Source organism: Lysobacter sp. TAF61, from assembly GCF_052113485.1.
Lineage (GTDB): Bacteria > Pseudomonadota > Gammaproteobacteria > Xanthomonadales > Xanthomonadaceae > Lysobacter_J.
In genome coordinates, this window is record NZ_JBFRDH010000006.1 from 294,814 (window position 1) to 316,865 (window position 22,052).

The 22,052-nt window shown below is 67.3% G+C and carries 20 protein-coding genes and 1 pseudogene; 4 read left to right on the forward strand and 17 right to left on the reverse strand.

Annotation, left to right across the window (positions count from 1 at the left end):
- Positions 1-46: 46 nt before the first annotated feature.
- Entirely contained in the window at positions 47-1,537 is a 1,491-nt protein-coding gene (locus tag AB4Y64_RS15075; RefSeq protein ID WP_441817271.1) for a M20 family metallopeptidase, read from the reverse strand.
- A 237-nt stretch (positions 1,538-1,774) separates the two neighbouring features.
- On the opposite strand from AB4Y64_RS15075, the gene AB4Y64_RS15080 reads away from it, so the two are divergent.
- The gene (locus tag AB4Y64_RS15080; protein ID WP_441817272.1) at positions 1,775-2,197 is read left to right on the forward strand and encodes a ComEA family DNA-binding protein; all 423 of its coding nucleotides are present in this window, start codon (positions 1,775-1,777) and stop codon (positions 2,195-2,197) included.
- A 207-nt stretch (positions 2,198-2,404) separates the two neighbouring features.
- Complete coding sequence (locus tag AB4Y64_RS15085) at positions 2,405-3,019, forward strand: HutD/Ves family protein (RefSeq protein ID WP_441817273.1); 615 nt, start codon at positions 2,405-2,407, stop codon at positions 3,017-3,019.
- A 29-nt stretch (positions 3,020-3,048) separates the two neighbouring features.
- Here AB4Y64_RS15085 and AB4Y64_RS15090 read toward each other — a convergent pair whose 3' ends face one another.
- The 16 genes from AB4Y64_RS15090 to AB4Y64_RS15165 form a co-directional block, all read right to left on the reverse strand.
- Positions 3,049-4,686 (reverse strand): sulfite reductase subunit alpha, encoded by a 1,638-nt coding sequence (locus tag AB4Y64_RS15090; RefSeq protein WP_441817274.1) that lies wholly within the window; start codon positions 4,684-4,686, stop codon positions 3,049-3,051.
- Positions 4,683-5,651, reverse strand: a complete 969-nt coding sequence (locus tag AB4Y64_RS15095; RefSeq protein ID WP_441817275.1) for an FAD:protein FMN transferase — start codon at positions 5,649-5,651, stop codon at positions 4,683-4,685. Before AB4Y64_RS15095 ends, AB4Y64_RS15090 begins: the two co-directional genes overlap by 4 nt.
- A 14-nt stretch (positions 5,652-5,665) precedes the next feature.
- Positions 5,666-6,475 (reverse strand): DUF4198 domain-containing protein, encoded by an 810-nt coding sequence (locus tag AB4Y64_RS15100; RefSeq protein ID WP_441817276.1) that lies wholly within the window; start codon positions 6,473-6,475, stop codon positions 5,666-5,668.
- 68 nt (positions 6,476-6,543) lie between these two features.
- Complete coding sequence (locus AB4Y64_RS15105; RefSeq protein ID WP_441817277.1) at positions 6,544-7,053, reverse strand: DUF2271 domain-containing protein; 510 nt, start codon at positions 7,051-7,053, stop codon at positions 6,544-6,546.
- A gap of 38 nt (positions 7,054-7,091) precedes the next feature.
- Positions 7,092-7,736 (reverse strand): PepSY-associated TM helix domain-containing protein, encoded by a 645-nt coding sequence (locus tag AB4Y64_RS15110; RefSeq protein ID WP_441817278.1) that lies wholly within the window; start codon positions 7,734-7,736, stop codon positions 7,092-7,094.
- 7 nt (positions 7,737-7,743) lie between these two features.
- Positions 7,744-8,430 carry a Fe2+-dependent dioxygenase gene (locus tag AB4Y64_RS15115; protein ID WP_441817279.1) on the reverse strand — a complete coding sequence of 229 codons (687 nt, stop codon included), beginning with the start codon at positions 8,428-8,430 and terminating at the stop codon, positions 7,744-7,746.
- A 65-nt stretch (positions 8,431-8,495) separates the two neighbouring features.
- Entirely contained in the window at positions 8,496-10,850 is a 2,355-nt protein-coding gene (locus AB4Y64_RS15120; protein WP_441817280.1) for a TonB-dependent receptor, read from the reverse strand.
- 179 nt (positions 10,851-11,029) lie between these two features.
- Positions 11,030-13,393, reverse strand: a complete 2,364-nt coding sequence (locus AB4Y64_RS15125) for a TonB-dependent receptor (protein WP_441817281.1) — start codon at positions 13,391-13,393, stop codon at positions 11,030-11,032.
- 132 nt (positions 13,394-13,525) lie between these two features.
- Positions 13,526-13,849 (reverse strand): non-heme iron oxygenase ferredoxin subunit, encoded by a 324-nt coding sequence (locus AB4Y64_RS15130; RefSeq protein WP_441817282.1) that lies wholly within the window; start codon positions 13,847-13,849, stop codon positions 13,526-13,528.
- A gap of 3 nt (positions 13,850-13,852) precedes the next feature.
- Positions 13,853-14,419, reverse strand: coding sequence for a GNAT family N-acetyltransferase (locus AB4Y64_RS15135; RefSeq protein ID WP_441817283.1), 567 nt, complete (start codon positions 14,417-14,419; stop codon positions 13,853-13,855).
- Positions 14,416-15,651, reverse strand: a complete 1,236-nt coding sequence (locus AB4Y64_RS15140) for a cysteine desulfurase (RefSeq protein ID WP_441817284.1) — start codon at positions 15,649-15,651, stop codon at positions 14,416-14,418. Before AB4Y64_RS15140 ends, AB4Y64_RS15135 begins: the two co-directional genes overlap by 4 nt.
- Complete coding sequence (gene sufD / locus AB4Y64_RS15145; RefSeq protein WP_441817285.1) at positions 15,648-16,943, reverse strand: Fe-S cluster assembly protein SufD; 1,296 nt, start codon at positions 16,941-16,943, stop codon at positions 15,648-15,650. Before sufD ends, AB4Y64_RS15140 begins: the two co-directional genes overlap by 4 nt.
- Position 16,944: 1 nt before the next feature.
- Positions 16,945-17,709: a Fe-S cluster assembly ATPase SufC gene (sufC, locus tag AB4Y64_RS15150; protein WP_441817286.1), complete on the reverse strand. Its 765-nt coding sequence runs from the start codon at positions 17,707-17,709 to the stop codon at positions 16,945-16,947.
- Between the two features lie 25 nt (positions 17,710-17,734).
- Positions 17,735-19,183, reverse strand: coding sequence for a Fe-S cluster assembly protein SufB (gene sufB, locus AB4Y64_RS15155; protein WP_441817287.1), 1,449 nt, complete (start codon positions 19,181-19,183; stop codon positions 17,735-17,737).
- Positions 19,184-19,227: 44 nt separating this feature from the next.
- The gene (locus AB4Y64_RS15160) at positions 19,228-19,683 is read right to left on the reverse strand and encodes an SUF system Fe-S cluster assembly regulator (protein WP_441817288.1); all 456 of its coding nucleotides are present in this window, start codon (positions 19,681-19,683) and stop codon (positions 19,228-19,230) included.
- A gap of 106 nt (positions 19,684-19,789) precedes the next feature.
- A complete protein-coding gene (locus AB4Y64_RS15165) occupies positions 19,790-20,335 on the reverse strand; it encodes a cytochrome C (protein ID WP_441817289.1) in 546 nt (181 codons plus the stop codon).
- Positions 20,336-20,485: 150 nt separating this feature from the next.
- On the opposite strand from AB4Y64_RS15165, the pseudogene AB4Y64_RS15170 reads away from it, so the two are divergent.
- Both AB4Y64_RS15170 and AB4Y64_RS15175 read left to right on the forward strand, forming a co-directional pair.
- Positions 20,486-20,947 (forward strand): annotated as a pseudogene (locus tag AB4Y64_RS15170) (SET domain-containing protein); the annotation flags it as partial.
- A 211-nt stretch (positions 20,948-21,158) separates the two neighbouring features.
- A complete protein-coding gene (locus tag AB4Y64_RS15175) occupies positions 21,159-21,956 on the forward strand; it encodes a 3-hydroxybutyrate dehydrogenase (protein WP_441817290.1) in 798 nt (265 codons plus the stop codon).
- The last annotated feature ends 96 nt before the right edge of the window (positions 21,957-22,052 follow it).

A 22,052-nucleotide genomic window follows, 5' to 3' on the forward strand; every position in this document is an offset into this window, starting at 1 on the left:
TCCTGAAGTGGTTGGGTGACGCGAGGGCATCCTAGCACCGGAGTCCTCAGCAACAACCGTGGTCGCCACGCTCCTGGCCACCGGCCACCGCCGCCACGCCGCTGGTCTCGCCGCGCTGGCTGGCCAGGTGATGCTCGGCGATCACGCGCGACACACACGCGGTCACGCGCTTGCCCATCGGGATGTGCAGGAACTCGTTGGGACCGTGCGCGTTGCTGTGCGGCCCAAGCACGCCGGTGATCATGAACTGCGCGCCCGGGAACTTCTCGCCGAGCATGCCCATGAACGGAATCGAGCCGCCTTCGCCCATGTACATCGCCGGCTGGCCGAAGAAATCACGGCTCGATGCGTCGATGGCCTTGGTCAGCCACGGCGACTGCGCCGGTGCGTTCCAGCCGCTCGACGACTTTTCAAGATCGAGCGTGACCTGTGCGCCGTTCGGCGGATCGCGCAGCAGCACGTCCTTGAGCAGCTCGCCGGCACGCTTGCCGTCGAGGGTCGGCGGCAGGCGCAGCGACAGCTTCACTGCGGTGTGCGGGCGCAGCACGTTGCCGGCCGAGGCCAGCGGCGGCATGCCGTCGACACCGGTCACCGACAGCGCCGGACGCCAGGTACGGTTGAGCACCAGCTCGGTCAGGTCGCTGGCCATCGGCTTCATGCCGGGCAGCAGCGGGAACTTGTCGAAGATGGCCGTGTCGAGCACCTTCGCCGCCTCGCGCGCCTGCGCCATGCGCTCGGCCGGCACTTCGACGAACAAGTCGTCGATGCGGATCTTGCCCGTGTTCTCGTCTTCCAGGCGCGACAGCAACTGGCGCAGCAGGCGGAAGCTCGATGGCACGATGCCCGAAGCGTCGCCGGAGTGGACGCCTTCGCTGAGCACCTTGACCGTGAAGTTGCCGCCAGCCAGGCCGCGCAGCGAAGTGGTGCACCACAACTGGTCGTAGTTGCCGCAGCCCGAGTCCAGGCACACCACCAGCGACGGCTTGCCGATGCGACCAGCGAGATGATCGACGTAGGCGGGCAGGTCGTAGCTGCCGGACTCTTCGCAGGCTTCGATCAGGATCACGCAGCGCGAATGCGGCAGCTGCTGCTCCTGCAGCGCCAGCACGGCGGTCAGCGAACCGAAGATCGCGTAGCCGTCATCGGCGCCGCCGCGGCCGTAGAGGCGATCGCCCTTGATGACCGGCGACCACGGGCCGAACTCCGGATCCCAGCCGGTCATCTCCGGCTGCTTGTCGAGGTGGCCGTAGAGCAGCACGCAATCGTCGTTGCTGCCGCCGTGGGCCGCCGGGATCTCGATGAAGATCAGCGGCGTGCGCCCTTCGAGACGAACCACTTCGACCTGCATGCCCGGGATCGGCTGGGCTTTGGCCCAACGCTCCATCAGCGTGACGGCATCTTCCATGTAGCCGTGCTTGACCCAGTCGGCGTCGAACATCGGCGACTTGTTCGGGATGCGGATGTATTCGACGAGTTGCGGAACGATCTCGTCATCCCATTTGCCGCCGACGAAACGGTCGACCTTGCTGCTGTCCATGGAGGGGGGCCTCGGAACGGTGGAAACCGCCAGTTTACGCCTGCGCGGCGGTCGATCCGATGCGCGATGGGGCGGGTTGGCACCCGGGAACGGCAGCGTATGGACCGGTTTTGCCTCCCGGTAGGCCTTTCCTGACCGGTTGCAGCGGTTTGCCCCTGCCCGGTTGTGAAGGCGGTGGCGATGCAGCGGCAGCCGGCCAGTGCCGACACTGGTTGCCCGCGTCCACGGAGCCACGCCATGAGAACCCCCGCCAGGATGGCCTTGCCGCTGCTGCTGACCTTTCTGATGGCGGCCGCTGCCACCGTCGCGGCCGCCGAGAAGGTCAATATCAACACTGCCGATGCGGCCACCATCGACCGGGTCATGGTCAACATCGGGCCGGGCAAGGCCGAAGCGATCGTCGCCTACCGCAAGGCGAACGGTCCTTTCCGCAGCGCCGAGCAACTGGCCATGGTCAAAGGGGTGGGGCTCAAGACCGTGGAGAAGAACCTGGACCGCATCGTCTTGACGGCGCCTGCCGCTCCGGCAAGGCAGGCGGTGGCCGGCAAGCAGGCGCCGGCAAAGCCGCTGGCCGCGAAGCCGGCAGCCAAACCGGCGGCCAGACCGGCGGCCAGACCAGCAGCCAGACCAGCTGACCGCACCGGGGGAGCCAGCCGCTGACGTTGCTTGCCGCCGCCGTTCGCGCGGCGATGGCGGCAAGCGAACAGGCAAGGATGCCGAAGGGACACAGGGGGAGTCTCCCTGGACAAGGATGTATGCCGCCCCGTCGCAACGGATTGTGACGGGGTGGCGCTCGAACGCCGCTACCCACGACGTGCCCACCGTTAGACTGTCAGCCTCCGGTCCGCACAGGCGACGTCGAAGGCGATGACACCCGAACGCAGCAGCCGGTCGTGGGTAATCCCGGCCAACGAATACCGCCGCGAACGCTGGCGCAACCAGATGGGCTGGACGCGTGAGATCCACGCGCATGTACCGGGCACGGGGGCGCCTTCGACGGAGTGGGACTGGCGCCTGTCGATCGCCGAGATCGAGCGCGATGCGCCGTTCTCCGCCTTCCCCGGAATCGATCGCGAGCTCGTCCTGCTGGCTGGCAATGGCCTGCGCCTGCGTTTCGACGATGGCGAAGTCACGGACCTGATGCCGCCGCACGATCGTCTGCGCTTTGCCGGCGAACGTGGCGTGGTCGGTGAGCTGCTCGATGGCCCCACGCACGACTTCAACCTGATGTGGCGTCGTGACCGCGTCCGCGCCGACCTGTGGCATCGTCCGCTGGTCGGGCCGATGGTCCTGTTCGCAGAACCCGACAGCACCTGGATCGTGCACCTGATCGCAGGTCAGGCGCGATTTGCCGACGACTCCGGCCTGCCGGCGATGGCGGCGGCCGATACCGCGATCATCTCGGCCGGATCACAGCGGCTGCGTCACGTGCTCGACGGTGGCGGCGAGGCGCTGCTGATCCGGATCGAAGCGCAGGGCTGACCGCACTGCGGGCCCCTGCGCTCCAGGAGCTAGTACACGTCGCGGCAATAGCGCCGGTCCGCCGCCATGGCTTCCAGCGCATCCAGGCCGACCGCTTCGCGCAGCACGGCGTCGACGTCCGGCGCCATGCCTTCGAGGCTGCCGCAGACATAGACCGACGCTCCCTCGGCGATCCACTCGCGCAACTGCCCCATTCGTCCGCGCAGCAGGTGCTGCACGTACGTACGTTGCGAAGCGTCGTCGCGAGAGAACGCAAGATCCAGCTGCTGAAGCTTGCGCTCGCGCAACCACGCTTCGATCTCGTCGCGGTAATGCAGATCGTGCTGGCCCTGGCGCTCGCCGAACAGCAGCCAGTTGCGATGATGGCCGACGGCGATGCGCGCCTTGAGCAGGGCGCGCAGTCCGGCCAGACCAGTGCCGTTGCCGATCAGCACCACCGGCCGGTCGTCGAGCGGGGCATGGAACGAGGGATTGCGGCGAATGCGCACGTCGATGTGCTCGCCCGGGAGGGCATGCGCCGTCAGCCATCCGCTGCCGCTGCCAAGGCGTCCGTCCGGGTGGCGCATCTGCCGCACCAGCAACTGCAAACTGCCGTCCGCTGGCAGCGACGCGATCGAGTACTCGCGGTGTGGCAATGGCTGCAGGCTGTCGGCAACAGTCTGCGCATCCTGGCCGAGGCTGTCGCGCGGCGCCGGCAATCGCGACCGCGCCAATGCGCGCGACAACGGCTCCGACACGCCAGCCACTTTGACCACGGTGTCACCATCGAGACCACGGGTGGCGAGCCAGTGCGCGACCGCGTCCTCCGGGTGGCGCGGGCCGATCTCGGCGATGTCGCCGGCATTCCACTCGAGGTGTGCCACGTCGTCGGGAACCAGTGCGACGTGATACGCCGGACCGCCAATGCTGCCCGGGTTCAGCCATCGGCGTTCCTGCAGGCGCCACGACTGATACGTCGGTGCGCTCCAGTCGGCGAAGTCGGCATGACCGCTGAGCTGTCCCAGTCGATGCTGCCAATGGCGCAGCGCACCGGCGTCGCCGGCATCGACCTCGATGCGGTCGAACAGCGGCGTCGCGCCGTGGTGGTGCAGCCACTGGTCCAGGCGACGACCGAAGCCGCAGAACTGCTCGTAAGCGCGGTCGCCCAGCGCCAGCACGGCGTACTCGATGCCCTCCAGCGACACCGGCCGATCAAGCACGTGACGGGTGAAACCGAGTACGTGGTCGGGCGGGTCGCCTTCGCCGGTGGTGCTGGCGATGAACAACGCGCGCCGATGTCGGCGCAGGACGTCGGCATCGACGCGGTGCAGCGGTAGCGAGCGCACTGCCACGCCGGCACTGCGCAGGGCGTCGGCGGTGTGTTCGGCCAACTGCTGGGCGAAGCCGGTCTGACTCGCCCACGACAACAGCACGGCGTCGCCGTCGCTGCCGCTGTCACCCTGGGTATTCGTTCGCGATTGTCTGCGCGTTCTGGCGACGACGGCCGCGCACCATCCCGCGTATGCCAGCAATAGCACGGTGGCCAGCAGCCAGTTGCCCAGACGCGGTGACGCCAGCCACCACGGGTCCGTCTGCCAATGGCCGAATGCCAGGGAAATTGCCAGCAGGCCCGACAGCGCCAATGCATTGCCAAGCCACGCCCGTGACGTTGCGGGTCCCGCGCTCATGCCTGCAGCAATTCCGCGAACGCCGGCGTCATGCGCTCTTCGCGCCCGCAGGCGCCGGCCGCGACGAAGCGCGCCGCCAGGTCGTGGCGACACGCGAACGCGAAGCCATCGTCCACGCCCATCACCGTCAATGCGGTCGACCAGCCGTCGGCAAGCATCGCGCTGCTCGCGGCCACCGTGACCGCTAGCGGTGCGCCGCGTGCCGGGCGACCGCTGCGCGGGTCGATGGTGTGGCTGTAGTGCTGGCCATCGTGCTCGAAGCGATGCCAGCGGTCGCCGGACGTGGCCACGGCCAGACTGTCCAGCGCGAGCACGCGCGCCGGCGTTGCATCGTCCTCGTCGCCGGCGCAGGCTTCAACGATCACGCGCCAGGCGCTGCCGTCGGGCTTGCGCCCGCGACCGGACAGTTCGCCACCGACTTCGACCAGCGCGCTGTCGATGCCATCCGCCTGCAACTGCGCCGCCACCGCATCGACGGCGAAGCCCTTGGCGATCGCGCACAGGTCCAGCTGCGTGCCACCCGCTTGCAGTACCCGCCGCGTTGCGGCGTCGATCACGATGCGTTGCCAGCCGACCGACGCGAGCAGGTCTGCAGGCACCTGGCCCGGCGCGTCGTGTGGTCCGGACGGGCCGAAGCCCCATGCGTCGGCGACTGCGCCGATGGTCGGGTCGTAGGCGCCGTTACTGGAGCGGGCAATATCGAGCGCGCACGCCAGCACGGTCCAGAAGTCGTCCGGCAGCGCATGCCAGGTCCCGGCCGAGGCGGCATTGAACCGGCTCAGGTCGGAATGGGCGGTCCAGTTGCTCATCTGCGCGACCACGCGATCCAGGCGCGCCTGGATGCGCGCGTGGATCGCGTGCAGGTCGACGTTCGGCCGGGTCACCAGCTTCACCGACCAGGTCGTTCCCATCGTGGCTCCGCCGAGAGTGTCGACGGCGCCACGCAGATGGCTCGCAGCTTGCATCACCGTTGCGTCGATTACTGCGGCAGCACTTCGAGCGTGGCGACATAACCGACGCGGCGCTGCTTGGCCTGCGGCACGGTCGTCTTGTTGTCTTCGCTGGTGGCTTCGAGCCAGTACATGCCGGCTTCCGGCCAGGTCACGGTGAATTCGCCCTTGGCGTCGGTCTTGACCTTGATCTCGTCCTGCGCGTTGCGGTAACGGGTGTTGCCGCGCACGATCTCGACGTCGATGCCGGCTGCCGGCTTGCCGTCGATCTGCATGCGGAACTTCGCCGCGTCGCCGACGAACAGGTCATTGGGATGGGTCACCGGCACCATCTCCAGGCCCTTGCCGCTGGGCTTGAGCGCGGTGTCGTTGGGCGAGCCGTTGGTGACGAAGGTCTCCACGCGGCTGATCGACTGCGAAACCTGCAGGTTCTTCGCGCCCTTGGGCACTTCGGTCGCGAACGCAGCAGCGGTGCCGCGCCAGCGCTTGGGCTTGCCGTCCTCGTCCCACTGGCCGACGACGTAGTCGTTGACCACGCCGATCTTGTAGGTGCCGGCCTGCTTGAGCTCGACATCGAACACGGTGCGGTACTTGCCGGTGGCGCTGTTCTGCGCGGCGACCGGGCTGCCATCGGGTGCGGTGATTGCGAGATTGTCGGTCTTCAGCGGCACGTGATTGAAGTAGAACAGGTCGTTCGACACCGCAGCATCGACGGTCACCCACGGGTTGTTGCCGGCGAGCACGGTCTGCGAGGGCTGCAACCACGCCTTGTGGGCCTGCGCGGCCAAGGGCAGGGAAAGCGCGAGTGCGAGTGCGGCGAACTTGAGGGTCTGCTTCATGGGGAACGCTCCGGACGAACTGAAAGAGTGGAGTGCCGGGAACCGGCAAGGCGGCTCCCGAAAAGCAGTTACGGCTTGCTGGCCAGCGTGACCAGGCCGAGTTCGCTGCTTCCTTGCGCAGAGCCGTCGCTGGCGCCGCGCCACTTGAACGGAATCTTGAGCAGCTCGCGTCCGCCGACTTCGCGCGCGGCTTCCACGACCAGCGTGTAGTCGCCGGCTGGCAGCGCGGCCAGCTCCGGATTCTTGTCGGTGAACTGCAGCGTGTGCTTGCCGACCGGACGCGTCGGGCCGGTCACGCCATCGACCGGCATCTGCAGGGTGCGGCCGCTGCGTCGCCACCACTGGCGCAGGTCCGGCAGCCACTTGCTGCCGGCGCCCTCGTTGGTCGCCTTCTGCGAGTACCAGACGGCAAGGTTTGCCGCGGCCTTCTGGTCTGGACCCTCGACCCAGATCGCCACGTACGGCCGGTGGTACTCGGCGACGTTGAGCTGGGGAATCTGCAGGCTGAGGTTGATCTCCGCCGAATGGGCCGGCAGGGCGAGCAGTCCGCTCAGCGCAATGGTCAGTTGGACACGCATGGGATCTCCGGGGGGAACGACGGAACTCGTCGGCGGGGTCAGTGGATGAAAAGCAGGGCAAGCAGCAACGGAAGCACCAACCCAAGCGCCACGTACGGCCACGTCGTGGGCCGCTGGCGCGCGTGCATCTGCAGCAGGAACAGGCCGGTGATGCAGAACACCAGGCAGGCGATGGCGAACAGGTCGATGAACCAGCGCCAGGCGGCGCCGGCGTTGCGTCCCTTGTGCAGATCGTTGAGGTAGGCGACCCAGCCGCGCGATGTGCGCTCGTACTCGACCGCACCCGTGGCACGGTCGATGCTCAGCCAGGCGTCTCCGCCGGGGCGCGGCAGCGACAGATACACCTCGTCGGCCGACCATTCCGCCGGTTGCCCACCGATGGCCACCGGCAGCACGTCGTTGAGCCAGCCGCCGACCGTGGCGGGCAATGGCGCGCTGCCGCCCTCGCGTTTGCCCAGCGCCTTCAGCACCGATGGCGGCATCTCGACCTTGCGGTTGAGCGTCTCCGGCTTGGCCTCGATCACGCTGGAGTGATTGAGCGTGATTCCGGTGACGGAGAACAGCAGCATCGCGACCAGGCAGATTGCCGAACTGATCCAGTGCCACTGGTGCAGCGTGCGCAGCCAGAAGCCACGGCGTTGCTGGCGTGTGGCGATATCGGGTGCGGCCGAGGAGGTGCTCATGTGCCGCTCAGGTCTCCGCCCAGCGTCGCAGCAGGTTGTGATAGACGCCGGTCAGCTGCACGAGTGCAGGGTGGTCGGGAACGTCCTGGGTCAGGCGCCGGATCGAGACATCGAGGTCGAACATCAGGCGCCGCTGCGCATCCTCGCGCAGCAGACTCTGGATCCAGAAGAACGAGGCGACCCGCTCGCCGCGGGTGACCGGCGTGACCTTGTGCAGGCTCGTCCCCGGGTACAGCACCAGGTCCCCGGCCTGCAACTTGACGCGCTGCACGCCGTAGGTGTCCTCGATGATCAGCTCGCCGCCGTCGTAGTCTTCCGGCGCGTTGAGGAACAACGTCGCCGACAGATCGGTGCGGATCGGCTCCGCGCCGCCGGTGCTGCGGTCGTAGCGCACGGCGTTGTCGACGTGGAACCCGAACGACTGGCCGCCGCTGTAGCGGTTGAACAACGGTGGATAGATGCGCTGCGGCAGGGCGGCAGAGAAGAACGTCGAGTTGCGGGCCAGCGCTTCCAGCACCAGTGCGCCCAGCTCACGCGCGACCGGGTCGTTCTCCGGCAGCTGCGCGTTGTCCTTGGCCTGCGCCGACTGATGACCGGCGGTGATGCGGCCATCGGCCCAACCGGCCTGCGCCAGCCGCGCGCGGCAATGCGCGACCTGTTCGGCGGTGAGGACTTGCGGAACCTGCAGCAGCATCTTCTCGCTCCTTCAATGCGACCGCCCGGCCAGGGCCGGGCGGCGCGGGACCCGTCAGGACGGGATTAGAACCTGTAGGCGGCACTCAATACCACCGAGCGGGTATCGCCCGGCGTCGACCAGCCATTGTTGCGGACGCGGGTGTAGTACTCCTTGTCGAACAGGTTGTTGGCGTTGAGCTGCAGGCTCAGGCGCTCGTTGATGTCGTAGCCGACCATGGCGCGGTGAGTCGTGTAGCCCTTGATGTCGCCGGCATTGGCGCCGACGCCGGTGTAGTACGCGTAGCCGCTCTGGTAGGTGATGCCGTAGCCGAAGGTCCACTGGTTCAGATCGTAGGTGCTCCACAGGCTGCCCGAGCGCTCGGGTGTGGCGCTGATCGGCCGACCCTTGAGCGGGTCGGGATTGGCTGCGGTGTTGCCGCAGGCGGTACTCGGACTGGCGAGGCAGTTGTCGGACACGCCCTGCAGCACTTCGCTGTCGAGGTAGGTGACGTTGGCGAAGATCGACCAGTCGTGGGTGATCTGGCCGGCGACGCCGAGGGTGACGCCGTCGACGCGCGCTTCGCCATCGAGCTGCTGCTCGCCGGTCGGGTTGGCCGGGTTGCCCGGGTCGGCGACCTTGTACTGGTCGCGGTCATTGCGGAAAACCGATGCGGTCAACGCCAGTCGGTTGGCGATGTCCCACTTCGTGCCGATCTCGTAATTGACGGCCGTCTCCGGGTCGACGTTGCAGTTGGCGGTGCCGGTGGTGCTGGTCAGCGTGCACGAGCCGTTGACGGACGCCTTCGACGGCGTCTTGCTGTTTGAGTACGAGACGTAGATGGTGCCGTTCGCGGCGGGCTTGAAGACCAGGCCGGCGCGGTAGGAGAACAGGTCGTCCTCGTTGGCGGCGACCGGGGCGCGGCCGAGCACGGCGCCAATGTTGGTGTTTTCGGGACGCGGGTTGGCCGGCGTCGGTGCGGTGTAGGTCTTGATGTTCCAGCTGACGCTGTCGCCCTCGTTGTGCTCGTAGCGGGCGCCCAGGTTGAGCATCCACTGCTCGTTGAACTCGAGCGTGTCGAACACGTAGACGGCCTGGTTGTCCTGCGTGCCTTCGCTGCGGCCGACCAGGGTCGGATTGACCGGGCCGGTCCAGAGCGAGTCCGGGTTGGTCAGGCTCATGATCGGCAGGACGGCCGGGCTGCCGTCCGGGTTGCGCAGCAGGTTGACCGTGTCGAGATCGAAGCTCTCGTGCGAGAACGAGATGCCGGCGACGACCGCGTGCTGCACCGAACCGGTGGCGAAGCGCGAGGTCAGGTCGGTCTGGCTGATGGCGATGCCGTTGCGGGTATCGCGCGAATGGCCGCGCGGGCCGCTGGGCTGGTAGGTGTTGGGCGTGAGCGGACGCGGGCAGGCCAGGCCGGTGGCGGCGTTGATGCCGCCCGCCAGGCACCAGGTGCCCTGCGGAGCATCGACGACGCTGAGCTGGTCGACCTGCTGGTAGCGGGCCAGGCTGCGCAAGGTCATCTGGTCGCTGAAGTCGTGCTCGAACACGCCGGTGAGCATGTCGACATCGATCTCCTGCTTGTCGATGTTGCGGTAGCCGTAGTAGTTGGATGGGTCGACGCCCGGCAGCGGGCCGCCGTAGGCACTGAAGTAGGGCACACCGTACTGCGGAACGTTGTCGTCGCTCTGGTGGAAATAGTTCAGGGTGAAGCGGGTGTCGCTGCCCAGCCCGAAGGCCAGCGACGGCGCGATGCCCCAGCGCTCGAAGGTCTCGACATCACGGCCCGGCGCGTCGTTCTGGTGAACCATCGCGTTGATGCGGAACGCGGTGCCGTTGTCGAAGTCGGTGTTGCTGTCGACGGTGATGCGGCCGTAGCTGTCGGTGCCCGCGCCGGCCTGCAGCACGGTGAAGTCGCCCTCGCGCGCGGACTTGCTGACCAGGTTGATGTTGCCACCGACCGAGCCGGCGCCGGAGTAGACCGAGTTGGAACCGTTGATGAGTTCGATCGCGTCGAGGTTGAAGCTGTCGCTGCGGCTGTACTGGGCGCTGTCGCGGACGTTGTCGGTGGTGATGTCGCTGTTGGCGTTGAAGCCGCGCAGGATGATGCTGTCGCCATAGCCACCACCGCCTTCACCGGCGCCGAAGGTGATGCCCGGCAGCGTGGTGAGGACGTCGCGCAGGCCGATCAGGTTCTGCTGGTCCATCACTTCCTTGGTGACCACCGTGATCGTCTGCGGCGTGTCGAGCAGCGGCTCGGTGTACTTGACCGACGAGGGCTTGTCGATGTACTGGCCGTGCACTTCGATCTTGTCGAGGTCCTTGGCCTGCGGTTCACCGGCCGGATCGGCCAGCGCCGGGGCGGCGACGACAAGGGTGGCGACGGCAACCGCGACGGCGCCGGCGAGCGGCGAAACGGCGAACTTCCTGTTGGACATGGGGGAACCCTGAGAGTCGGAGTGCGGCACGCTGCCGCTGCGATCGACAATGGTAATGAGAGCGATTCCCATTTGCAACGAAAACTGAACGTGCGACCGGCCAGCCGGACGGGTCTGGGCCCTGTCCGGCGGATGAAATGGCCCCTATGTGCCGGTGATGCGCGTGATCAGGCAGGCGGTCAGAACCGATAAGCGGCGCTGACCACCACAGAACTCGCGTCGCCCGGGGTCGCCCAGCCGGTGTTGCGGCCGCGGATGAAGTAGTCCTTGTCGAACAGGTTGTTGACGTTGAGCTGCAGGCTCAGGTGCTCGTTGATGTCGTAGCCGACCATGGCGCGGTGGGTGGTATAGCCCTTGATGGTGCCCGCCCTGGCGCCGGTGCCGACGTAGTACTCGTAACTGCCCACGTAGCTGACGCCGTAGCCGAAGGTCCACTGGTCCAGCTCATACGTGGTCCAGGCGCTGCCGGAACGTTCTGGCGTGCCGCTGAGCGGCTTGCCCTTGAGCGGGTCCGGGTTGGCTGCGGTGTTGCCGCAGGCGGGGGCCGGATTGGCGATGCAGTTGTCGGACACGCCCTGCAGCACTTCGCTGTCGAGCCAGGTGACGTTGGCGAAGATGGACCAGTCGGCCGTGATCTTGCCGGCCGCGCCAAGGGTGACGCCGTCGACCCGGGCCGTGCCGTCCAGCTGCTGCTCGCCGCCGGGGTTCAGCGGATTGAGCGGATCGGGGACCTTGTACTCCTCGCGCTCGTTGCGGAATGCCGAAGCGGTGAGCGCCAGCCCGTCGGCGACGTCCCACTTGGTGCCGATCTCGTAGTTGATCGCGGTTTCCGGGTCGACATTGCAACTGGCGGTGCCGGTGGTGCTGCTGGCGACACACGAACCGTTGACCGACGCCTTGGATGGCGTCTTGCTGTTGGAGAACGAGGCGTAGACGGTGCCGTTCTCCGCGGGCTTGTAGACCAGGCCGGCGCGATAGGAGAACAGATCGTCCTCGTTGGCCGCCACCGGGTTGCGACCGAGGACGGTGCCGATGCCGGTGTTGTTGGGCCTGGGATTGGCGGCCGTCGGTGCGGTGTATGTCTTGACCCTCCAGCTGACGCTGTCGCCTTCGTTGTGCTCGTAGCGCGCGCCGAGGTTGAGCATCCACTGCTCGTTGAACTCGAGTGTGTCGAAGACATAGATGGCCTGGTTGTTCTGCGTGCCTTCGCTGCGGCCCGACAGGAACGGATTGACCGGACCGGTCCACAACGAGTCCGGGTTGGCCAGGCTGGTGATGGGCGGGGCAACCGGGCTGCCATCCGGATTGCGCAGCAGGTTGGTCGTGTCCAGCTCGAAGCTCTCGCGGGAGAACGACACACCGGCGACCAGTGCGTGGCCGATCGAGCCGGTGGCAAAGCGCGAGGTCAGGTCGGTCTGGCTGATGGCGATGCCGTTGCGGGTGTCGCGCGAGAAGCCGCGCGGACCGCCAGGACGGTAGTCGCCAGGGCGCAGCGGACGCGGGCAGGGCAGGCCCGTGGCCGGGTTGATGCCGCTTTGCAGGCACCACGTGCCCCCGGGCGCGTCGACCACGCTGAGCTGGTCGACCTGCTGGTAACGGGCCAGGCTGCGCAAGGTCATGTGTTCGTTGAAGTCGCGCTCGAACACACCGGTAAGGGAGTCGACCTCGATCTCCTGCCTGTCGAGGTTGCGGTAGCCGTAGTAGTTGGACAGGTCGACGCCCGGCAGCGGCCCGCCAAAGGTGCTGAAGTACGGCACGCCGTACTGCGGGATGTTGTCGTCGCTCTGGTGCAGGTAGCTCAGGGTGAATCGGGTGTCGCTGCCCAGCCCAAAGGCCAGCGACGGGGCGATGCCCCAGCGCCGGAAGGTCTCGACATCACGACCCGGGGCATCGTTCTGGTGGACCATCGCATTGATGCGGAACGCCGTGCCCCTGCCGAACTCGGTGTTGCTGTCGACGGTGATGCGGCCGTAACTGTCGGTTCCCGCTCCAGCCTGCAGCACGGAGAAGTCGCCTTCGCCTGCGACCTTGCTGACCAGGTTGATGTTGCCGCCGACCGAGCCGGCGCCGGAGTAGACCGAGTTCGAGCCGTTGATCAGCTCGATAGATTCGAGGTTGAAGTTGTCGCTGCGGGTGTACTGGGCGCTGTCGCGCACGCCGTCGGAGGTGATGTCGCTGTTGGCGTTGAAGCCGCGCAGGGTGATGCTGTCGCCGTAGCCGCCACCGCCCTCGCCAGCGCCAAAGGTGATGCCCGGCAAGGTGCTCAGGACGTCGCGCAGGCCCAGCAGGTTCTGCTGGTCGATGACCTCGCGGGTGACGACGGTAATCGTCTGCGGGGTATCGAGCAGCGGCTCGGTGTACTTCACCGAGGAGGGCTTGTCGGTGTGCTGGCCGTGCACCTCGATCTTGTCGAGGTCCCTGGCCTGCGGCCCGCTGGCGTGACCCGGCTGACCGGCCTGGGCGGGTGCGGTGAGGTCGAGGGCGCAGATGGCGACCGTGAGAGCGCCGGCGAGCGGCGAGGCTGCGAACTTCCTGTTGGACATGGACTTCCCTGAGTGTTCGGCGGCAGTGCCCGCCGCGTGGTCAGGAAAGCTTAATGCGAGTCATTCGCATCTTTTCCGAGTGGATGGTCCGGCTCAGGGTCCGCTGTCTTTGCAGCGGAAGGCCACTTTGCTTCAGGCGCGGTCGTCGCGGGTCCAGATCCCGCCGTCCTCGACCTTGACCGGGAACTTCAGCACCGGCTCGTAGGCGGGTGCGCACAGCGGGCGGCCATCGCGCACGTCGAACTTCGCTCCGTGCAGCACGCATTCGATCGTCGCTTCCTCACCGTCGAAGGTGCCGGCGGACAGTTCGAAGTCCTCGTGCGAACACTTGTCCTGGAGCGCGTAGAAATCGCCGTCGTAGTTGACCACCAGGATGGGCGTATCGCCGTCCCAGGCGACGGTCGACTCGCCCGGGAGCAGTTGCGAGGTGGCGCAGACGAAAACCCAGTCGCTCATGCCTTACAGGGCCTTTTCCAGGATCTCGAAACGCAGGTCGTCGCGCTTGGGTTCGCCAAAGCGCGCGTCGCCGTACGGGAACGGCTTCTTGATGCCGGTGCGGTGGTAGCCGCGGCGCTCGTAGAAGGCGATGAGTTCGTCGCGGACATCGATCACGGTCATGCGCATGGCCTTCAGGCCCCAGTCCCCGCGGACGATGCGCTCGGCCTCGTTGATGACAACCTTGCCGATGCCGCCGCCCTGCAGGGTCGGGTTGACCGAGAACATGCCGAAGTAGCCGGCACCGTCCTCGACCGCGACATGGGCGCAGGCCAGCAGCTGGCGGCGGCCGTCGCCGGCATCGCGCTCGGCCACCAGGATCACGCTCTGCGGGCGATCAATGCAGGCCTGGATGTCGTCGGCGCCGGTGCGTCGGCCGCCGAGCAGGTCGGCCTCGGTGGTCCAGCCCTGCTTGCTGGCGTCGCCGCGGTAGGCGGACTCGACCAGTGCGACCAGCGCGTCGATGTCGGCGCGGGTGGCGTTGCGGAACACGATGGTGGGCGAGTCGATCGCCGCGGCATTGGTCGTCATGCGAGCAGTTTACGTACCTTGTGCAGGGCCGCAACGAAGGCATCGACCTCGTCGTGGGTGTTGTAGAAAGCCAGCGACGCGCGGCAGGTCGCGGCGACGCCGAAGTGGTGCATCAACGGATGCGCGCAGTGGTGGCCGGAGCGGATGGCCACGCCTTCCAGGTCGAGCAGGGTGGCCAGGTCGTGGGCATGCGCGCCTTCGACGAGGAAGCTGATCACCGCCGCCTTCTCGCGGGCCTCGCCGAAGATGCGCAGGCCCTCGACCTTCGACAGCTCCTCGGTGGCATGGGCCAGCAGGGCCTGCTCGCGCGCCTCGACGTTGTGCATGCCCAGCGCAGACAGATAGTCGACCGCGGCGCCCAAGCCGATGAAGCCGGCGATGTTGGGCGTGCCGGCTTCGAACTTGTGCGGCGGATCGTTGAAGACCGTTCCTTCGAAGCGCACTTCCTTGATCATCTCGCCGCCGCCGATGAACGGTGGCATCGCGGCCAGGTGCTCGCGGCGTGCCCACAGCGCGCCGGTGCCGGTCGGGCCGGACATCTTGTGGCCGGTGATGGCGTAGAAGTCGCAGCCGATCGAGGCGATGTCGAGCACGCGGTGCGGCGCGGCCTGCGAGCCGTCGACCACCGTGACGATCCCGCGCCTGCGTGCCTCGCGGCAGATCTCGCGGACCGGATTGACCGTACCGAGCACGTTGGAGACGTGGGTCAGCGACAGCAGTTTCACTTGCGGCGTGAGCAGCGCATACAGGCGATCGAGGTCGAGCTCGCCGCGCTCGTTGAGTTCGGCGACCTTGATCGTGGCGCCGGTGCGCTGGGCAACCAGCTGCCACGGCACGATGTTGGCGTGGTGCTCCATGCGCGTGAGCACGATCGCATCGCCCGGCTGGAGGCTCGGCAGCGCCCACGAGTAGGCCACCAGGTTCAGCGCGAACGTGGTGCCGCTGCACAGCACCAGCTCGTCGCCACGCACATTGAGGAACTTGGCCAGCTTGTTGCGCGCGCCTTCGTAGGCGTCGGTCGCCTCGGTGCCGAGCGCATGCACCGCGCGGCTGACATTGGCGTTGTGGTGGCGGTAGAAATCGTCGACCGCGGCAATCACCGATTCAGGCTTCTGTCCGGTGTTGGCCGAGTCGAAATAGATCAGCGGCTTGCCGTGGACCTTGCGCGTCAGCAGCGGAAAGTCGGCGCGGACCCGGGCCCAGTCGATGGTGCTGTCGAGGGAGGCGTTCATGCAGTCTCCAGCGTGGCCAGCGCGGCGTCGAGGCGGGCGGTCAGCGTCTCGCGCAGGACGCGATCGCCGAACACCGCCAGGGTCTCGCGGCAGAACGCGGCGGTCAGCAGCGACCGTGCCTGCTCTGCCGGCACGCCACGGCTGCGCAGGTAGAACAGCGCGGTCGCATCGAGCTGGCCAACGGTGGCGCCGTGCGCGGCCTGCACTTCGTCGGCGTGGATCTCCAGCACCGGCTGGGTGTCGATCTCGGCGCCTTCGCTGAGCAGCAGGTTCTTGTTGGACAGGTTGGCGGCCGTGCCGTCGGCGCCTTCGCGGATCAGGATGCCGCCGTGGAAAGCGGCTTTGCCGCGACCGGCGCCGAGGCCGCGCCAGGTCAGGTCGCAACTGCTGTCGCGGCCGACGTGGTCGATGCCCAGGCGGGTGTCGAGGTGGCGCTTGCCCGTGGCGAGTAGCACGCCATTCGCGTGCAACTTCGCGCCATCGCCGTGCAGGGCGACATTGAGTTCGTGACGCGACAGGCCGGCGCCGAGTTCGAGGTCGAGACGACGGTACTCCGATGCCTTCGCCATCACCGCGTCGGTCCGCGAGATCAACGTGGCGGTGCTGCCCTCGTCCTGCACGCGCGCGTGGTTCAGCGTCGCATTCGGGCCGAGGTGGACGTGGGTCACCGCGTTGGCGAGGTGGCTGTGCGGACCGGCGCCGAGCTGGTGCTCGACCACGGTCAGCGTCGCGCCTTCGCGAAGCTCGATCAGGTTGCGCAGGTGCCAGGCGCGGTCGCCATCGCTGGTCGCGCCGATGAACACCAGGTGCAGCGGCTGTTGGGCCTGCGCGCCGGCGTCGGCGCGCAGCACGATGCCGTCGTCGGCGAGCGCCGAATTGAGGCGGGCGAAGATCTCGTCGGCGCGGTCGAAGCGGCGGGCGAGGAAGTTGGCCTCGCGCGGTTCGCCTTCGCGCAGCACCTGCGAGAGCGGCTGCAGCGAAATGCCATCACCGAGTCCGCCGATGTCGCTATGGACGGCGTCGAGGCGGCCATTGACGAAGACGATGCGCGGCGCCGGGATGCCATCGAGCAGGCCGGCATCGAACGCTGCAACGTCGGCGCCGCTGGCGGCGAAGCTGCGACGCTCCAGCGAGCGCAGCGGCGTGTACTTCCAGGCCTCGACGCGGGCGTGAGGAATGCCGTCGCGCAGGGCCGCATCGAGCGCGGCCTTGCGGCTCTCGCGCAGGCCGGCGGCGTCGCGGGCGGCCAGCGAATCGAAGGCGCTGGCGAAGGAGTCGAGCAGGGCGCTCATGTCAGACCGCCGCCTGCGGCGCGATGCGATCCTTGACCCAGGCGTAACCATGCTCTTCCAGCTGCAGGGCCAGTTCCGGGCCGCCGGTCTCGACCACGCGACCGTCGGCGAGCACGTGCACCACGTCGGGCTTGATGTAGTCGAGCAGGCGCTGGTAGTGGGTGATGACCAGGAACGCACGGCCGGCGTCGCGCAGCGCGTTGACGCCGTCGGCGACGGCCTTGAGCGCGTCGATGTCCAGGCCCGAGTCGGTCTCGTCGAGGATCGCCAGGCGCGGTTCGAGCAGGGCCAGCTGGAAGATCTCGTTGCGCTTCTTCTCGCCGCCGCTGAAGCCTTCGTTGACGCCGCGGTGCAGCAGTTCGTCCTTCAGGTGCAGCACGGCCAACTTCTGCCGCACCAGCTTGAGGAACTGCATCGAGTCGAGTTCGGCCTCGCCGCGCGCCTTGCGCTGGGCGTTGAGTGCGGTGCGCAGGAAATAGGTGTTGTTCACGCCCGGGATTTCGACCGGGTACTGGAAGGCCAGGAACACACCGGCCGCCGCGCGCTCTTCGGGCTCAAGTTCGAGCAGGTTGCGGCCGTCGTACGTCACCGTGCCGGCGGTGACCTCATAGCCTTCGCGCCCGGCCAGGATGTTGCCCAGGGTCGACTTGCCCGCGCCGTTGGGGCCCATGATCGCGTGCACCTGGCCGGCCTGGACGTCGAGCGACAGTCCCTTGAGGATTTCCTTGCCGGCGACGGATACGTGGAGGTTTTCGATCTTGAGCATGTTCGATTCCGGGTTGTTCATTGGGTCAGCCGACCGAGCCTTCGAGGCTCACTTCCAGCAGCTTCTTGGCTTCCACCGCGAATTCCATCGGCAGTTCGCGGAACACCGACTTGCAGAAGCCGTCGACGATCATCGACACCGCGTCCTCCGCGCCGATGCCGCGGCTGCGGCAATAGAACAGCTGGTCATCGCTGATCTTGGAGGTGGTTGCCTCGTGCTCGACGGTCGCGGACGGGTGCCTGACCTCGATGTACGGGAACGTGTGTGCGCCGCACTTCTTGCCGATCAGCAGGCTGTCGCACTGGGTGTGGTTGCGCGCGCCCTCGGCGCCGCCGAGCACCTTGACCAGGCCGCGGTAGGTGTTCTGGCCGCGGCCGGCGCTGATGCCCTTGCTGATGATCTTGCTCTTGGTGCGCTTGCCGACATGGATCATCTTGGTGCCGGTGTCGGCCTGCTGGCGGTGGTGGGTCAGCGCGACCGAGTAGAACTCGCCGCTCGAGTCGTCGCCCAGCAGCACGCACGACGGGTACTTCCAGGTGATCGCCGAACCGGTCTCGACCTGGGTCCAGGAGATCTTCGAGCGCGCACCGCGGCATTCGCCACGCTTGGTGACGAAGTTGTAGATGCCGCCGACGCCGTTCTCGTCACCGGGATACCAGTTCTGCACCGTCGAGTACTTGATCTCGGCGTCATCCAGCGCGACCAGCTCGACCACGGCCGCATGCAGCTGGTTCTCGTCGCGCATCGGCGCGGTGCAGCCTTCCAGGTAGGAAACGTAGCTGCCTTCCTCGGCGATGATCAGCGTGCGCTCGAACTGCCCGGTGTTCATGGCGTTGATGCGGAAGTAGGTGCTCAGCTCCATCGGGCAGCGCACGCCCTTGGGGATGAACACGAAGCTGCCGTCGGAGAACACGGCCGAGTTCAGCGCGGCGAAATAGTTGTCGCCGGTGGGGACGACGCTGCCCAGGTACTGCTTCACCAGCTCCGGGTGATCGTGGATGGCTTCCGACAGCGAACAGAAGATGACGCCCTTCTCGGCCAGTTCCTTGCGGAAGGTGGTGCCGACGGAGACCGAGTCGAACACCGCGTCGACCGCGACGCCGGCCAGCTTGGCGCGCTCGTGCAGCGGTACGCCGAGCTTCTCGTAGGTGTCGAGCAGCTCCTGCGGCACTTCGTCGAGCGAGGCGTACTTGGCCTTGGGCGCGGAGTAGTAGCTCAGCGCCTGCAGGTCGATCGGGGCGATGTTGAGCTTGGCCCAGTGCGGCATCGGCATGGTCAGGAAATGCCGGTACGCCGCGAGGCGCCACTGCGTCATCCACTCCGGCTCGTCCTTCTTGGCCGAGAGCGCGCGGATGATGTCCTCGTTGAGGCCCGGCGGCAGACTGTCGGATTCGATGTCCGTGACGAAGCCGGCCTCGTACTTGCGGCCAAGCTGCTCGTGGATCTCTTTGTTTTCTACTACTTCGGTGGCCATTGGGCTGCCTACAGGATTCGTTGTTGCATGGCGGGCGCGGCCCGCTACGCGTTGGCCAGGCGCAGGTCGATGCGCTTGGCCGATGGTTCGGGAGGTGGCGGTGGCACCAGCATCTGCGCCAGGGTCACCCCGCGCAGGGCTTCGATCACCACGTCATTGATGCGACGCCAGTTGGCGCGCACGCCGCAGGATTTCTCGATGCCGCAGTTGCCGGCATGGACGCTGCACTCGGTCATGCCGAGCGGCCCTTCCATGGCGATCACGATTTCCAGCAGGCCGATGTCCTCGGCGCTGCGGGCCAGCCGATAGCCGCCGTTGGCGCCGCGGAAGCCCTCGACCAGGCCGGCCTGGGCCAGCGGCTTGAGCACCTTGGACACCGTCGTGGCTTCCAGACCGGCACGCTCCGCCAGCTCCGACGCGCTCAGGACGGCGTCGGAACGGTGTGCGAGCACGGTCATGACGACCGTGGCGTAGTCAGTGAGCTTGGTGACGCGGAGCATGGGCGGGGGCCGGTCGGGTCAATCCGTACCGGAATTGTACGGTTTCGGGCCGGCCCAGCCAACCGCCAGGGCGGAACGCTTCGCTCCGCCCTTGCAACAGTCCTGTTCAGGATTCGCTGGCGGACGCGTTGGCAGCCGTTGGCGGGGCTGCCGGCATGACCAGGTCGAAGTAGGGCGGGGCCGGATTCTGCCCCGGCGGCACGAAGGCCGGCGCCGGCTGCCCGCCCGGGCCGAGCGAGCGCACGAACTGGTAGATCGCGCGGCGGTCTTCCAGGGTCATGTCGCGGAGCGCGAAATCGGGCATCAGCGGCCGGGTGCGCAGCTTGGCGCTGTAGTCCAGCCACTGCGTCTCGGTCATCGTCGACAGCTTCATGCGCAGGTTGGTCGGGTAGGTGGTGCCCCAGGGTCCGCGGAAGCCGACTGGCGAGCCGACCAGCCACTGGCTCTTGTCGACCGCGCCCTGGTTCTGGGCATAGCCCGGGGTGTGGCAGTCGTTGCAGCCGGCGGTGCGGGCCAGGTATTCGCCGCGGGCAAGCAGGTCCTTCGGCGCGGCGGCGTGCTCCTTGCCGGCTTGCCGGGCGTGTTCGCCCTGCTGGCAGGCGGCCAGGGTGAGCAGGGCCGTAATGGCCAGGGCGGATCGGGTCGTCTTCATCGTTTGTGCACATCGGGTGGTGACCCACGTCAACGCGCTGGTCGCCACGAACCGGCCAGCGCGATGGCTGTCCGATGGCTGATCGGATGGCATGACATGGCCGATCCGGGCCAGAATGTCGGCTCTCCCGCAATGACTACCGGATTCCGCATGTCGCGCAAGATCGCCGCCCGTCGCTCCGCCATCCATGGCAATGGCGTTTTCGCCGTCCAGCCGATCGCCAAGGGCGAGCGTGTCATCGAATACAAGGGCACGCGCCGCACCCACGAGGAGGTCGACGCCGGCGAGAGCGGCGACATCGACACCGGCCACACCTTCCTGTTCACGCTCAACGACGAATACGTCATCGACGCCAACTTCAAGGGCAACGATGCGCGCTGGATCAACCACAGCTGCGCGCCCAACTGCGAGGCGGTGCTCGAAGAGGACGAGGGCAAGGACCGCAAGCTCGACAAGGTGTTCATCGAGGCGGTCCGCGACATCGCGCCGGGTGAGGAGCTGTCCTACAACTACGGCATCACGCTGGCCGAGAAGCACACCAAGGAGCTGAAGAAGATCTGGGAGTGCCGCTGCGGGTCGCCGGGCTGCACCGGGACGATGCTGCAGCCGAAGTCGGACAAGAAGAAAAAGAAGCAGGAAAAGAAGAAAAAGAAGCTGGTTGCGGAGTCGAAGGCCGCCAAGGCCTGATTGGCCCGTCATCCCGGCCTTCGCCAGGGGGGGTGGGGTACGTTCGGGCAATGGTGTGCCGGCCTCGCACCGGCCACACTTGAGGTCACGCGCGCGGACGATACTGGCGCGACACCCCTCATCCTCAGGAGTCCCCATGAGCCTCGAAGGCAAGGTCGCCATCGTCACCGGTGCCGCCAGCGGCATTGGCAAGGAAATCGCATTCGAGCTGGCTCGTGCGGGGGCGGCGATCGCCATCGCCGACCTCAACGCCGACGGCGCGCAGGTTGTCGCCGCGGAAATCGTCGCCACGGGCGGGCGCGCGCTGGGCCTTGCGATGGATGTCACCGACGAGGCGGCGGTCAACGCCGGGGTCGCCCGTGTGGTGGCCGAGCTGGGGGGCGTCGATATTCTGGTGTCCAACGCGGGCATCCAGATCGTCAATCCGATCGAGCAGTTCGCCTATGCCGACTGGAAGAAGATGCTGGCGATCCATCTCGACGGCGCGTTCCTGACCACCAAGGCCGTGTTGCCGCACATGTACGGCACCGGTGCCGATGGCAAGGCCCGTGGCGGTACCGTGGTCTACATGGGCTCGGTCCATTCGCACCTGGCCTCGCCGCTGAAGTCGGCTTACGTCACCGCCAAGCATGGTCTGCTCGGACTGTCGCGGACGCTCGCCAAGGAAGGGGCGAAGCACGGGGTGCGCAGTCATGTTGTCTGCCCCGGCTTCGTCCGCACGCCGCTGGTGGACAAGCAGATTCCGGAACAGGCCAGGGAGCTGGGCATCAGCGAGGCCGAAGTGGTGAGCCGCGTCATGCTGGGCAACACGGTCGATGGCATCTTCACCACGGTCGAGGACGTCGCCCATACGGTGCGCTTCCTGGCCGAGTTCCCGAGTGCGGCGCTGACGGGGCAGAGTTTCGTCGTCAGCCATGGCTGGCACATGCAATAGGCAGCCGGGGCTGCCGGGCTCCCTGCGTGAGCTCGTTCAAGGCGTGATGCGCGTCCGCGGAATTTGGTTGCAATGACTAACGCCAGTCTGGCGTAG

Bases quoted from the DNA above. Each gene is read 5' to 3' on its own strand.
- AB4Y64_RS15075 (WP_441817271.1), bottom strand. From the start codon at position 1,537: ATGGACAGCAGCAAGGTCGACCGTTTCGTCGGCGGCAAATGGGATGAC.
- AB4Y64_RS15080 (WP_441817272.1), top strand. From the start codon at position 1,775: ATGAGAACCCCCGCCAGGATGGCCTTGCCGCTGCTGCTGACCTTTCTG.
- AB4Y64_RS15085 (WP_441817273.1), top strand. From the start codon at position 2,405: ATGACACCCGAACGCAGCAGCCGGTCGTGGGTAATCCCGGCCAACGAA.
- AB4Y64_RS15090 (WP_441817274.1), bottom strand. From the start codon at position 4,686: ATGAGCGCGGGACCCGCAACGTCACGGGCGTGGCTTGGCAATGCATTG.
- AB4Y64_RS15095 (WP_441817275.1), bottom strand. From the start codon at position 5,651: ATGCAAGCTGCGAGCCATCTGCGTGGCGCCGTCGACACTCTCGGCGGA.
- AB4Y64_RS15100 (WP_441817276.1), bottom strand. From the start codon at position 6,475: ATGAAGCAGACCCTCAAGTTCGCCGCACTCGCACTCGCGCTTTCCCTG.
- AB4Y64_RS15105 (WP_441817277.1), bottom strand. From the start codon at position 7,053: ATGCGTGTCCAACTGACCATTGCGCTGAGCGGACTGCTCGCCCTGCCG.
- AB4Y64_RS15110 (WP_441817278.1), bottom strand. From the start codon at position 7,736: ATGAGCACCTCCTCGGCCGCACCCGATATCGCCACACGCCAGCAACGC.
- AB4Y64_RS15115 (WP_441817279.1), bottom strand. From the start codon at position 8,430: ATGCTGCTGCAGGTTCCGCAAGTCCTCACCGCCGAACAGGTCGCGCAT.
- AB4Y64_RS15120 (WP_441817280.1), bottom strand. From the start codon at position 10,850: ATGTCCAACAGGAAGTTCGCCGTTTCGCCGCTCGCCGGCGCCGTCGCG.
- AB4Y64_RS15125 (WP_441817281.1), bottom strand. From the start codon at position 13,393: ATGTCCAACAGGAAGTTCGCAGCCTCGCCGCTCGCCGGCGCTCTCACG.
- AB4Y64_RS15130 (WP_441817282.1), bottom strand. From the start codon at position 13,849: ATGAGCGACTGGGTTTTCGTCTGCGCCACCTCGCAACTGCTCCCGGGC.
- AB4Y64_RS15135 (WP_441817283.1), bottom strand. From the start codon at position 14,419: ATGACGACCAATGCCGCGGCGATCGACTCGCCCACCATCGTGTTCCGC.
- AB4Y64_RS15140 (WP_441817284.1), bottom strand. From the start codon at position 15,651: ATGAACGCCTCCCTCGACAGCACCATCGACTGGGCCCGGGTCCGCGCC.
- sufD (WP_441817285.1), bottom strand. From the start codon at position 16,943: ATGAGCGCCCTGCTCGACTCCTTCGCCAGCGCCTTCGATTCGCTGGCC.
- sufC (WP_441817286.1), bottom strand. From the start codon at position 17,709: ATGCTCAAGATCGAAAACCTCCACGTATCCGTCGCCGGCAAGGAAATC.
- sufB (WP_441817287.1), bottom strand. From the start codon at position 19,183: ATGGCCACCGAAGTAGTAGAAAACAAAGAGATCCACGAGCAGCTTGGC.
- AB4Y64_RS15160 (WP_441817288.1), bottom strand. From the start codon at position 19,683: ATGCTCCGCGTCACCAAGCTCACTGACTACGCCACGGTCGTCATGACC.
- AB4Y64_RS15165 (WP_441817289.1), bottom strand. From the start codon at position 20,335: ATGAAGACGACCCGATCCGCCCTGGCCATTACGGCCCTGCTCACCCTG.
- AB4Y64_RS15175 (WP_441817290.1), top strand. From the start codon at position 21,159: ATGAGCCTCGAAGGCAAGGTCGCCATCGTCACCGGTGCCGCCAGCGGC.